Source organism: Ciceribacter sp. L1K23, assembly GCF_018122705.1.
Lineage (GTDB): Bacteria > Pseudomonadota > Alphaproteobacteria > Rhizobiales > Rhizobiaceae > Allorhizobium.
Genome location: NZ_JAGRRC010000001.1, coordinates 3659635 through 3672007, shown reverse-complemented (window position 1 = coordinate 3672007; position 12373 = coordinate 3659635). Strand labels below are relative to the sequence as shown.

The following is a 12373-nucleotide window of genomic DNA, read 5'->3' as shown; positions in this document are numbered from 1 at the left end:
TCCGGACTACCGAACGCTGTCAAAGTTTGAGTGGCCGTCTTTTCCCGACGCGAGGTCCACAAGGAGCCTTGCAGTCGGAAAACGCGCTTCTTATATACGCCGCATACGAGCAGCCTTCGCTGCGAGACCTTAAGACAATCCACGTCAAGGGGCCGTCAATGGAATGCCTGATCCGGGTTCCGACGGTCTGCTTCAAGGAGAGAATGACATGGCTAAAGTAATCGGTATCGACCTCGGAACGACCAATTCCTGCGTCGCCGTCATGGATGGCAAGGACGCGAAAGTGATCGAGAACTCGGAAGGCGCGCGGACCACACCGTCCATGGTTGCCTTCAGTGACGACGGCGAACGTCTCGTCGGCCAGCCGGCCAAGCGTCAGGCAGTCACCAACCCGACCAATACTCTCTTCGCAGTGAAGCGCCTGATCGGCCGCCGCCATGAAGATCCGACGGTTGAGAAGGACAAGGGTCTCGTCCCCTTCCATATCGTCAAGGGCGACAACGGCGATGCCTGGGTCGAGGCACAGGGCAAGAAGTATTCTCCGTCGCAGATTTCGGCGATGGTACTGCAGAAGATGAAGGAAACGGCGGAAGCCTATCTTGGCGAGAAGGTCGAGAAGGCTGTTATCACGGTTCCTGCCTACTTCAACGACGCACAGCGCCAGGCTACCAAGGACGCAGGTCGCATCGCGGGTCTTGAAGTGCTGCGCATCATCAACGAGCCGACTGCCGCCGCTCTTGCCTACGGTCTGGACAAGAAGGATGGCAAGACCATCGCAGTTTACGACCTTGGTGGTGGTACGTTCGATATCTCGGTCCTGGAAATCGGTGATGGCGTCTTCGAAGTGAAGTCGACCAATGGCGATACCTTCCTTGGTGGTGAAGATTTCGACATGCGTCTCGTCGAGTATCTCGCAGCCGAATTCAAGAAGGACAATGGTATCGACCTGAAGACAGACAAACTCGCGCTTCAGCGGCTCAAGGAAGCTGCTGAAAAGGCGAAGATCGAACTGTCTTCGTCTCAGCAGACTGAAATCAACCTCCCGTTCATCACGGCTGATGCGTCCGGTCCGAAGCACCTCACGCTGAAGCTCACGCGCGCCAAGTTTGAAAGCCTGGTGGATGACCTGATCCAGCGGACTGTCGCACCGTGCAAGGCCGCCCTCAAAGACGCGGGCGTCTCTCCGAGCGAAATCGACGAAGTTGTTCTCGTCGGTGGCATGAGCCGCATGCCGAAGGTACAGGAAGTCGTCAAGCAGTTGTTCGGCAAGGAGCCGCACAAGGGCGTGAACCCGGATGAAGTCGTGGCACTCGGTGCGGCCATCCAGGCCGGTGTTCTGCAGGGCGACGTCAAGGATGTGCTGCTGCTCGATGTCACGCCGCTGTCGCTTGGTATCGAAACACTGGGTGGCGTCTTCACCCGTCTGATCGATCGCAACACGACGATCCCGACGAAGAAGAGCCAAGTGTTCTCGACCGCCGACGACAATCAGCAGGCCGTGACGATCCGGGTCTCGCAGGGCGAGCGCGAAATGGCCGCGGACAACAAGCTGCTCGGCCAGTTCGACCTGGTCGGCCTGCCGCCGGCACCCCGTGGCGTTCCGCAGATCGAAGTCACTTTCGATATCGACGCGAACGGCATCGTTCAGGTTTCGGCTAAAGACAAGGGCACGGGTAAGGAACAGCAGATCCGAATCCAGGCTTCTGGTGGTCTTTCCGACGCCGATATCGAGAAGATGGTGAAGGATGCCGAAGCGCATGCCGACGAAGACAAGAAGCGTCGCGCTGCCGTGGAAGCCAAGAACCATGCGGAAAGCCTGATTCACTCCACCGAAAAGTCACTGAAGGACTACGGTGACAAGGTTTCGGAAGCTGACCGCAAGGCGATCGAAGATGCGGTGGCTGCGCTGCGTGCGGCGGTTGAAGTCGCCGAACCAGATGCTGACGACATCCAGGCGAAGACGCAGTCGCTGATGGAAGTATCGATGAAGCTTGGCCAGGCCATCTATGAAGCCCAGCAAGCTGAGGGTGGTTCGGAGTCCCCGGCAGGCGATGATAACGTCGTTGATGCGGACTATGAGGAAGTGAAGGACGAAGACACGAAGAAGTCGGCTTGATGAAAAGCCGCCCTGTTCGGTCGCGTTCAAACTCTCTGTGGCTGGTCCTTGGGCCAGCCCTCTTCCTTACGACTTCAAGCTTTTCCTCCGCCTTGGCAAGTGATCGCGAAACTTTTCGCGTTGTCGCCGCGGAGGAAGGCCGCGTGTCGGCTGCCGTGACGGCAAAAGATGGCAAGACACTGCGAAAATCCGTCGCGTCACTTGGCAAACTTATTGAAGCGGCCTTGAACAAGCGAGATCGGGGGGAAGCCGTCAGCAGTTGCGACATGGCCGCTCATTCCTTGGGTTTCGTTGCTGCGTCCGTCGTTGAAGCTCTCGCGCATAGCGGCGAAGCACGAAAACTCCTTGTCGACGATGCACGGGCCGCAGCTGCGGATTTCGCCAAGGACATGCAGGGGTGCGAAACGTTAAATCGCCAGAAGAATGGCAGCCATAGTGGCTTGGAGAAAGCTTTGAGAGCTTTGTAGGACCATGGCAAAAGCAGATTTCTACGAGACCCTGGGGGTCGCCCGGACCGCCGACGAGAAGGAGCTGAAAAGCGCCTTCCGCAAATTGGCGATGAAATATCATCCTGACAAGAATCCAGACGACGCTAATGCCGAGAAGAAGTTCAAGGAAATCAACGAGGCTTACGAGACACTGAAGGACCCCCAGAAGCGGGCGGCCTATGACCGGTTCGGCCACGCTGCGTTCGAGCAGGGTGGCATGGGTGGCGGAGGTGGTTTCCAGGGTGGCGGTTTCGGCGGCGGAGGCTTTTCTGACATCTTCGAAGACATTTTCGGCGAGATGATGGGCGGCGCCCGCGGTGGCCGTCAGCGCTCCACGGGCGGTCGGGAACGTGGCGCCGACCTTCGATACAATATGGAAATCTCGCTCGAGGAATCGTTCAGCGGCAAGACGGCGCAAATCCGTGTGCCTACGTCGATCACTTGCGACGTTTGCACAGGGTCCGGTGCGAAACCGGGCACCAAGCCTACGACCTGCGCGACGTGCCAAGGGTCCGGACGTGTTCGGGCCGCTCAGGGTTTCTTCTCAATCGAGCGGACATGTCCGACCTGTCACGGACGAGGCCAGACAATCTCTGACCCCTGCACAAAATGTCATGGCCAGGGCCGGGTGACGGAGGAACGGTCGCTGTCGGTGAATATCCCTGCGGGTATCGACGACGGGACCAGAATTCGTCTTCAAGGTGAAGGGGAAGCGGGACTGCGAGGTGGCCCGGCGGGTGATCTCTATATCTTCCTGTCCGTCAAGCCGCATGAGTTCTTCCAGCGCGACGGCGCGGATCTTTATTGCTCGGTGCCGATCTCGATGACCACGGCGGCACTTGGTGGCACCTTTGATGTGGCTACGCTCGATGGAACGAAGTCGCGTGTGACGGTGCCGGAAGGCACTCAGACCGGTCGCCAGTTCCGGTTGAAAGGCAAGGGTATGCCAGTGTTGCGGTCCGCGCAAACCGGTGATCTCTATGTACAGATCCGTATCGAAACGCCTCAGAAGCTGACCAAGCGGCAGAGGGAACTGCTTCAAGAATTCGAGCAGATTTCGTCCAAAGAAAACAACCCCGAATCGACGGGCTTCTTCTCGCGGATGAAGGACTTCTTCGACACGCTCAGCGAATGAGCTGCCTCCGAAGCCGGCGCAAATCCCGCCGGCTTCGTTTGTACTCAATAGTGTGGAGGCCTGGTGATCGCGGGCGCATCCAAACTGTTTTCCTCAAGCGTCAGAAAACGCTCCGTCAGGCGATCTAACTTGCTTCGCGTCTGTTCGACGACCTTCCACTGCTCGGCTAACTGATCCGAAAGCTCTTCTATGATCTTGGCTTGGTAGGCTACTGTCTCCTCAAGCCGCATCAGCCGATCATTGTCCATGTAACTGTTCTCCGCTACCGCTGTTTCTTCTTTTTGTAAGGCATCAGCATTATGGCCGATGCCGTGACGGCGGCGCCGAAGGTGAGGGCAAGCGGTATGGAAATCAGAACCGCAGGCAGAATCGGCTCGCGCGCTCTGCCGAGATGGGTCCCCAAACCACCAATGTCAAAGAAGAAGAGCATTGCTGACACGCCCAGACCAAGGAAAAATCCGAATCCGGCGTTGGTCGCAAGAAAGCGCAGCATCTCCCAGTGGTCACGGCGCGCTTCTTCGGGCGTTAGCTCTACATTAGGGTCGCGTGTCATGGCAGCTCAACCGAGGTTGTCGATCCCTAGTCTGACAGGAATTACCCGCTACGTCGATGGATGCCGGGCAACGTAGTCCTGCGACCCAATGTCTTGCCTTAGGCAAGCAGACGGCCTACGTGCTTCAAGAGGCAACAGCGATTCATCATGACACACAAGGTTTCGATCCAACGGCTGAAGCTGACGGATTTCCGCAATTACAAACATGTCTCTTTGTCGCTGGACGATCGACACGTCGTGCTCACGGGCGCGAACGGTGCCGGAAAGACCAATCTTATGGAGGCCGTTTCCTACCTGTCGCCGGGCAGAGGACTGCGGACCGCCGTTCTAGCCGATGTTGCCAATGTGGCTGGCGCTGGGGTGTTTAGCATCTTTGCGGCATTGGACGGAATGGAAGGTGATGTCGAGATCGGCATTGGCACAGAGGCGGGAGAGGAAGGCCAAACCCGACGAGTGATCATCAACGGCACTGCCGCGCGCTCCGTGGACGAACTGACAGACCACGCCCGGCTTCTCTGGCTGACACCCGCCATGGATGGTCTTTTCACGGGCTCTTCGGCCGATCGGCGACGCTTTCTCGACCGGCTTGTCCTATCCATCGATCCGGCCCACGGCAGGCGCGCCAGCGACTTCGAACGTTCTATGCGGGGACGCAATCGTCTTCTCAGCGAAGGCCGATTCGATCCCGCGTGGATGACCGGAATCGAGAGGCAGATGGCAGGGCTCGGGATTGCCATGGCACTCGCGCGCCAAGAGGTTCTCGGCCTGCTGGTGACATTGATCGAGTCGGAGCCGGGAGGAGAGGCTTTTCCCTCAGCACGTCTGGAACTGAATGGATTCATGGACGGGCAATCCGGCCGGCCGGCGGTCGACCTTGAGGATCTCTACGCGGAGATGCTGCTTGAGGGGCGGTATCGCGACGCGGCTGCCGGGCGTACTCTGGAGGGACCTCACCGTGTCGATCTGCTGGTTCGGCATGCCGAGAAGGACATGGAGGCCGAGCGATGCTCGACGGGCGAGCAAAAGGCACTTCTGGTCGGGCTCGTTCTCGCGCATGCGCGCCTCGTCTCCAACCTGACCGGCCATGCGCCGCTGTTGCTGCTGGACGAGATCGCCGCGCATCTCGACGAAAATCGCCGCGCTGCGCTTTTCGATCGGATCGACGCGATTGGCGGGCAAGCCTTTATGACCGGCACCGATGCATCGATGTTTTCAGCGTTGGGGGACCGAGCACAGTTCTTGAACGTCGATCACGGAAAGATAACATCTTTATGAAGATCAGCTCACCCGTATCCCTCTCAGGACGACTGTGCAGATGAACCCTCTGACACCCGACGAGATTGCCCGATACCAGCGCCATATCCTGCTGCCCGAAATCGGTGGCGAAGGCCAGCAGCGACTGAAAGCTGCGCGAGTGCTGGTGATCGGCGCAGGTGGTTTGGGAGCCCCCATACTTCTCTATCTGGCGGCCGCCGGCGTTGGCACGATCGGCATCATCGACGATGACGCGGTGTCGCTATCCAATCTGCAGCGACAGGTCATTCATGACACCGGCACCATCGGCCACGAAAAGTCAGAGAGCGCCGCCAGGACAATAGGCCGAATCAATCCGCATGTTCGCACAGAGCGTTTCCACGAACGTTTCACGAAAGAATGGGCAGAGCTGCATCTCGCACGCTTCCACATTGTCGTTGACGGTTCGGACAACTTTGAAACGCGCTTTTTGGCGGCTGACCTTGCGGAAACAGCGAGAAAGCCGCTGGTCACAGGAGCTGTCGGCCGGTTTGACGGGTCGCTCACCGTGCTCAAGCCATATGAACACGACGGTAGCGGCGACCTCCTCCCCGGTTACCGTGACATCTTCCCGGAGCCACCACCGGTGGGGCTGGTGCCGCCCTGCGCGGAGACCGGCGTCATCGGTGCACTGACCGGTGTCATAGGGACGCTCATGGCGATGGAAACACTCAAGCTTATTACCGCGACCGGCGAACCGCTGATCGGCCGACTTCTGCTCTATGACTCCCTTTCCGCGCGATTTGATACCATCAGGTATCGACGGAGACGCTAAGCTTCATGGACGACGATATCGTTGCGATCGGCCTCTCTTTTGACCGCTGGGAGGAGCTATTCGAGCTTATCCTAAGTTCGTTTTCCTACATGAATGGGATCATCGATCCGCCGTCCTCGGCTCTTTCGATGACGCCTCAGTCGCTTCGGGAAAAGGCCAGACAGGAGATCGGCTTTGTAGCAAGAGAAGACGACGAGCTGACCGGCTGCATTTTTTGTCGGCCGGAACCCCCGAGCTGTCTTTATATAGGCAAGCTCGCCGTCGCGCCGTCGCACCAAAACCGCGGTATCGGCACACGGTTGATGGGACGGGCTGACGATCTGGCGCGATCCATCGGCTATCGCCAGCTTCGACTCGAAACGAGAATCGAGCTTACAGACAACCACAGGCGTTTTAGATCGATGGGATTCGAACTCTTCAGCGAAGGCCGGCATAGAGGCTTTGACCGCACGACATTCATCGAAATGCGCAAGCGCGTGTCCGGGGGCTAGGTCCTGCCTGGCAATACCCGGTTCGGGGGGCGATGGCCGTCGAAAAAGGTGCGTATGTTTATGATCACCTTGTCGCCCATATCGATCCGGCCCTCGATCGTGGCCGACCCCATATGCGGCAAGAGTACAACTTTTCCCTGCTCCGCCAGCTTTACGAGCTTCGGATTGACCGCTGGTTCGTTCTCGAAGACATCGAGACCGGCTCCGGCGATCCTTCCCTCGCGAAGGCAGTTGATGAGAGCCGTCTCGTCGATGATGCCGCCACGGGCCGTGTTCACGATATAACTCGTAGGCTGCATCAGGGAGAGGCGGCGAGCTGACATAAGGTGGTAGGTGGCCGGGGTCGATGGACAATTCACCGAAACGATGTCGACCCGCGCCAACATCTGATCGAGACTGTCCCAGTACGTCGCTTCAAGCTCTTCCTCAGTCGCCGGATTGATGCGCTTGCGGTTGTGATAGTGGATGGAGAGCCCGAACGCCTTGGCGCGACGCGCAACGGCAGTGCCAATACGCCCCATTCCAATGATGCCGATGCGTTTGCCCCATATCCGGCGTCCCAGCATCCAGGTTGGAGACCAGCCGGCCCAGGCGCCCGGCTTTTCGGTCAGCACCCGCGAGCCTTCGGCAAGACGGCGAGGAACCGCCAGAATCAGGGCCATTGTCATATCGGCGGTGTCTTCCGTCAGGACGTTGGGAGTGTTGGTAACGGTGATTCCGCGCCGTGCGGCCGCGTCCACATCGATGTGATCAAAGCCGTTCGAGAAGCTCGCGATCAGCTTCAGCTGCGGCCCGGCCTGCTCGATAAGCGCTGCATCGATACGATCTGTCACCGTCGGCACGAGTACGTCGGCTGTCTTTACCGCTTGCACCAGTTGAGGCTGGGTGCGGGGGACGTCGTCGATATTCAGTTCGGCATCGAACAACTCGCGCATCCGGGTCTCAACTGCATCAGGCAGTTTCCGGGTGATGTAAACCCTGGGTCTTTTCTTGCTTGTCATGCAGAACGCCGATGCCCTGTTCAGAACCCGTTAACCAAAACGGGCGATAACTTTATGCTAGGCCAATTTCTATCAAACCCGCGTCCGAAGACAAACAAAACTCGTAGAGGTGGGCCGCAAAACTGTCTCTAGCGAGCGCTGCGGGTGGTGGGCAGGCCGAAAGCTCTATCAGTCAGCGGAACCGAAATGCCCAATGCTCTGCACCGAATCGGTCTTGTCTCCAGCGTGATAGCTATGCTCCTGATGACTGGGGCGCAGACGTCACTCGCTCAGTCCACGGCGAAGGGGCCAAGCGGGCTTCCCCTGCCTCGGTTTGTCAGCCTGAAGGCAAAGAGTGTAAACCTTCGGATAGGACCCGGCACCGACTATGCGGTCTCCTGGCGTTACCTCAAATCGGGACTTCCGGTGGAGATTATCCAGGAATACGAGAACTGGAGGCGGATTCGTGACGCCGATGGCACGGAGGGTTGGGTCAACCAGTCATTGCTGACCGGCGAACGCACGGCGGTGGCAGCGCCGTGGATGCGCGGCAACTCCGGAGAGGTGTTCGTCAACATGCGGCGCGATACGCTCGACTCCGCGGCCATTGTGGCAAAGCTCCAGCCTGGAGTCGTCCTCAAACTCGACGAATGCACCGGAAACTGGTGTCGCGCGGAAGCAGGGGGCGTTCAAGGATGGGTCTCCCAAGGAGAGATCTGGGGCGCCTATCCGGGGGAAGCGTTTAAATAAGTCCGGCCTCCCGGGCGGCTTCAGCCAGCGAGCCAAGTGGGCGCGGACCGATCTGCTGAATGACGATACCGGCCGCGAGGCACCCCAGCCTTCCACAGTCTTCCAGTGATCGGCCCTGGGTGTAGCCAAAGAGGAAGCCGGCAGCAAAGAGGTCCCCGGCGCCGGTGGTATCGACCAGTTCCCGGATCTGGATTGCGTCCACGCGAATCCGCTCGTCACCTTTAACGATGACGGCCCCCTCCTCGCTCATCGTAACCGCGGCGAGTTTGCAGTCGCGAGACATCCTATCGAGAGCGACGGAAAAGTCGTCTGTCTCGTAAAGAGCAAGTGCCTCCTGCCGGTTCGAGAATACGATGTCGACGGTGCCAGACCGCATCAGATCAAGGAATTCTTCTCGGTAGCGTGCCACGCAAAAACTGTCTGACAATGTCATCGACATCTCGCGCCCGCTCTCGTGCGCGATGCGGGCGCAATCGAGAATTGCCTGCTTGGCACGCGGCGGATCCCAGAGGTAACCTTCAAAATAGGTCACCTTGGAGGCGGCCACGACAGCCGGCTCGACATCCTCCGGCCCGAACTCCACACATGCGCCCAGATGGGTGTTCATGGAACGCTCGCCATCTTCCGTGACGAAGATCATGCTTCGTGCCGTCGGCGGCGTCGTACCCTTGGCCTTGGTTTCATAATGAACGCCTTGGGCGCGGATATCATGAGTGAAAATCTTTCCGAGTTGATCATCGGCGACTTTACCGAAATAGGCAGCCCGTCCGCCTAGGGAAGCGATCCCCGCGGCGGTATTTCCAGCGCTCCCGCCCGACGCTTCCACTGCCGGCCCCATCTTGTCGTAGAGGCTTTCGGCTCGATCGGCGTCAATCAGATTCATAGCCCCCTTCAAAATCCCATTTTCAGTCAGAAACTGGTCATCACATCGGGAGATAATGTCAACAATCGCATTGCCGACCGTAAGGACGTCGAAGCCAGTCATTTGCAAGCTCTCTGAAGAAAGTTCATCGGTCCCTCATAGCGGTTTTTTCATCGTTGGGAAGGTGAAAAGACGGAAGTCATTCCGCTGTTACATTCTCCCGCTATCAACGCGGCAAGTGAGTTCGGCGTGTTTAACGAACTCTATGGTGCGCATGATGTGCACCACAATACGTTCCGACCACGGATGAACTGGCGGAACTTTGTCCGGTGCAAAACCGGATGAGAGAAGCGGGGCTAGGCTCCGCTTTTTTCTTTTGACGCGTGCGAGATTGCGTATCCCGACATGAGGCTGCTAAGGCAGACTTCCTGCCTCCGCTGCGAAAGCCTCCCATGACCGCCATCGCCACGAACGTAGCTCCTATCTTCATACTGATATTGCTGGGGTGGATTTTGGTCCGCACCGGACTCCTCGGCGCGGGGGTAGGCGAGGCGCTTGGAGAGTTCGTCTTCAAGGTAGCTGTTCCGGTGCTGCTGTTTCAAACGATCTCGGAAGCGGATTTTCATGGAGCATCCCCCTTCCGCCTATGGATCGCCTACTTTTCCGGCGTGGCGGTTACCTGGACACTGGGTCACGTGATCGCGACACGGCTTTTCGGACGGGACGCTCGCGTGGGTGTGCTTGCAGGTGTGTCATCCGCGTTCGCGAACAACGTCTTCATCGGGCTCCCCCTTGTCGGACGTATCGTCGGTGAGGAAGGCATCGTCCCTCTATCGATCCTGCTGGCCGTTCACCTACCGCTGATGATGGTCGTCGGCACCATACTGATGGAAAATGCAGAACGGGGCGTGAGCGGCGGATCAGGTCGCGGCATTGGCCTCATCATGAAGCAGATCGCCACCAATCTGCTAAAGAATCCTTTGATTGCCGGTCTGGGAGCCGGAATTCTGGTCCATGTCACGGGGTTGCCCCTCGGTAAGGTTGGAACGAGCATTGTCCATCAGATCGCTGCCATAGCAGCGCCCGCAGCTCTCATTTCACTGGGCATGGCGCTTCACAAATACGGCGTACGTGGCAACCTCGGGATCGCAAGCGCAACATCGTTGCTCAAGCTGATCCTCATGCCCGCGGTGGTCTGGGCGGCAAGCCTGCTGCTGGGTCTCAGTCCGTCCTGGACCGCTGCCATGGTGCTGACCTCGTCGGTTCCCACCGGCATCAACGCCTGGCTCATCGCCAACAGATTTGGCGTTGGCCATGGCTTGGCCGCCTCCACAATCACATTAACGACTGCTGTCGGCGTCGTCTCTGTGACGTTCTGGGCGTGGCTCGTTCTCTAAACAAAAATGCCCGGCATTGCCGGGCATTTTTTGGTCACTCGACTTCATCCGAAACGAATCAGTTTGTAGCTGCCGGATCCGGGAGGGGCAGCGGATTGTCAGAGAGCGTGCGAAGGTAAGCAATCAAATTTGCCCGTTCGTCGTCCTTCTTCAAACCTGCAAAGCCCATCGCCGTGCCGGGAACGAATTTCTTCGGTGCCGTTAGGAAATGGTTCAGGTTTTCAAAGGTCCAGGTAACGGAGCCCCCTTGAGAAAAGTCCTTCAATGCGGCCGAATAACTGAAGCCCTCGTGGCTAGCGACAGGGTGTCCCACCACGCCGAAAAGGTTCGGGCCAACCTTGTTAGCACCGCCCTTGTCGGCGTTGTGACAGCTCGCGCACTTCTTGAACACCGCCTCACCAGCAGCCGCGTCGGCGCTTGCCAGAAGCGTGGCGATCGGGGTTTCGACCACGGCTTCGGCCTCACCAGCGCCGGCGTCAGCCGGAGCCTCGGCGACGATGGCATAGCCTTCCGTCTCCGGAGCTTCGGAGTGGAAGATGCCTTCCGACGCGATCGACACAGACATCAGCACGAAGACCGTGCCGAGCAATGCTCCCGCGCCCATATTCACGTATGAATTCATCTGCAAACGCTCCCCTTGCAGCCGGCGGATGACGAACCGGACGATCTTGAAATCGCGCGGAACCTATGTCTTTTGCTTGACAGTTGCAACACGATTATGGTCCCGAGACTGAGACTTTTTGCCACTTTTTCTCCGGCATTAGAAGGCCCTGTGATGAACTCTCATGATTTTGCAAAGACCCTCGTCCTCATACCCGCCAGGATGGCCTCCACACGCCTGCCCGGCAAACCTCTTGCCGATATCTGCGGACTGCCGATGATCGTTCAGGTGGCCAAGCGGGCGCAGGAGGCCAATGTCGGGCGGATTGTCGTCGCCGTGGACGATCAAGCAGTTTTCGATGTGGTAAAGAAGGCGGGCTTCGACGTGGTGATGACGCGCGTCGACCATCAGTCAGGCTCCGACCGGATTTACGAGGCCTTGTGCCTTATCGACCCAGACAAACATGCTGATATCATAATCAATGTCCAAGGTGACCTTCCGACCATCGAACCTGACTCGATAAGAGCGTCGCTGCGTCCGCTCGACAATCCTTCGACCGACATTGCGACACTTACGGTGGAAATCACTCATGAGGAAGAAAAGACGAATCCGAATGTTGTGAAGGTTGTCGGATCTCCCATAGCGGACGAGCGTTTGCGGGCGCTTTATTTCACACGCGCAACCGCACCCCATGGCAACGGACCGCTTTACCACCACATCGGGCTCTACGCCTACAGACGGAAAGCACTTGAGACGTTTGTCTCCCTTTCTCCCTCGACGCTGGAGAAACGAGAATCCCTTGAGCAACTGCGCGCGCTGGAAGCGGGCATGCGGATCGATGTCGAAATCATCAGCTCCGTCCCGCTTGGCGTGGACACACCGGCTGACTTGGACAAGGCGCGGCAGATACTTGCCGCCAGAGCGTAGGAAGC

Annotated in this window: 14 protein-coding genes; 9 read left to right on the top strand and 5 right to left on the bottom strand. The window is 58.3% G+C overall.

Annotated features, from left to right (window positions below; translation table 11 throughout):
- The first annotated feature begins 208 nt into the window (after nt 1-208).
- From dnaK to dnaJ, 3 genes are all read left to right on the top strand, one after another.
- Nucleotides 209-2116 carry a molecular chaperone DnaK gene (gene dnaK / locus J5J10_RS17850; protein WP_208548061.1) on the top strand — a complete coding sequence of 636 codons (1908 nt, stop codon included), beginning with the start codon at nt 209-211 and terminating at the stop codon, nt 2114-2116.
- 143 nt (nt 2117-2259) lie between these two features.
- On the top strand, nt 2260-2583 hold the full coding sequence (locus J5J10_RS17845; protein WP_211930889.1) for a hypothetical protein: 324 nt from the start codon (nt 2260-2262) through the stop codon (nt 2581-2583).
- Between the two features lie 4 nt (nt 2584-2587).
- Nucleotides 2588-3739 (top strand): molecular chaperone DnaJ, encoded by a 1152-nt coding sequence (gene dnaJ, locus J5J10_RS17840; RefSeq protein WP_208548059.1) that lies wholly within the window; start codon nt 2588-2590, stop codon nt 3737-3739.
- Between the two features lie 44 nt (nt 3740-3783).
- On the opposite strand, the gene J5J10_RS17835 is transcribed toward dnaJ, so the two are convergent.
- Entirely contained in the window at nt 3784-3987 is a 204-nt protein-coding gene (locus tag J5J10_RS17835) for a SlyX family protein (protein ID WP_211930888.1), read from the bottom strand.
- A gap of 14 nt (nt 3988-4001) precedes the next feature.
- A complete protein-coding gene (locus J5J10_RS17830; RefSeq protein WP_208548057.1) occupies nt 4002-4292 on the bottom strand; it encodes a hypothetical protein in 291 nt (96 codons plus the stop codon).
- Nucleotides 4293-4439: 147 nt separating this feature from the next.
- Between J5J10_RS17830 and recF the strand changes: the two genes are divergently transcribed.
- From recF to J5J10_RS17815, 3 genes are read left to right on the top strand one after another with little or no spacing between them, the layout of a single operon-like run.
- Nucleotides 4440-5567 (top strand): DNA replication/repair protein RecF, encoded by a 1128-nt coding sequence (gene recF, locus J5J10_RS17825; protein ID WP_211930887.1) that lies wholly within the window; start codon nt 4440-4442, stop codon nt 5565-5567.
- A gap of 40 nt (nt 5568-5607) precedes the next feature.
- A complete protein-coding gene (locus J5J10_RS17820; protein ID WP_211930886.1) occupies nt 5608-6360 on the top strand; it encodes a molybdopterin-synthase adenylyltransferase MoeB in 753 nt (250 codons plus the stop codon).
- Nucleotides 6361-6365: 5 nt separating this feature from the next.
- Nucleotides 6366-6851 carry a GNAT family N-acetyltransferase gene (locus J5J10_RS17815; protein WP_211930885.1) on the top strand — a complete coding sequence of 162 codons (486 nt, stop codon included), beginning with the start codon at nt 6366-6368 and terminating at the stop codon, nt 6849-6851.
- Here the strand turns inward: J5J10_RS17815 and J5J10_RS17810 are convergent.
- Nucleotides 6848-7852: a D-glycerate dehydrogenase gene (locus J5J10_RS17810; protein ID WP_211930884.1), complete on the bottom strand. Its 1005-nt coding sequence runs from the start codon at nt 7850-7852 to the stop codon at nt 6848-6850. The genes J5J10_RS17815 and J5J10_RS17810 overlap by 4 nt on opposite strands.
- 234 nt (nt 7853-8086) lie before the next feature.
- Between J5J10_RS17810 and J5J10_RS17805 the strand changes: the two genes are divergently transcribed.
- Nucleotides 8087-8581, top strand: coding sequence for an SH3 domain-containing protein (locus tag J5J10_RS17805; protein WP_246745889.1), 495 nt, complete (start codon nt 8087-8089; stop codon nt 8579-8581).
- On the opposite strand, the gene J5J10_RS17800 is transcribed toward J5J10_RS17805, so the two are convergent.
- Entirely contained in the window at nt 8574-9566 is a 993-nt protein-coding gene (locus J5J10_RS17800) for an adenosine kinase (RefSeq protein ID WP_208548051.1), read from the bottom strand. The genes J5J10_RS17805 and J5J10_RS17800 overlap by 8 nt on opposite strands.
- A 329-nt stretch (nt 9567-9895) precedes the next feature.
- On the opposite strand from J5J10_RS17800, the gene J5J10_RS17795 reads away from it, so the two are divergent.
- On the top strand, nt 9896-10840 hold the full coding sequence (locus tag J5J10_RS17795) for an AEC family transporter (RefSeq protein ID WP_211930883.1): 945 nt from the start codon (nt 9896-9898) through the stop codon (nt 10838-10840).
- Between the two features lie 58 nt (nt 10841-10898).
- On the opposite strand, the gene J5J10_RS17790 is transcribed toward J5J10_RS17795, so the two are convergent.
- Complete coding sequence (locus J5J10_RS17790) at nt 10899-11462, bottom strand: cytochrome c family protein (RefSeq protein WP_208548049.1); 564 nt, start codon at nt 11460-11462, stop codon at nt 10899-10901.
- 153 nt (nt 11463-11615) lie between these two features.
- Here J5J10_RS17790 and J5J10_RS17785 point away from each other — a divergent pair, with 153 nt between their 5' ends.
- Nucleotides 11616-12368 (top strand): 3-deoxy-manno-octulosonate cytidylyltransferase, encoded by a 753-nt coding sequence (locus tag J5J10_RS17785; protein ID WP_211931288.1) that lies wholly within the window; start codon nt 11616-11618, stop codon nt 12366-12368.
- Nucleotides 12369-12373: the final 5 nt, after the last annotated feature.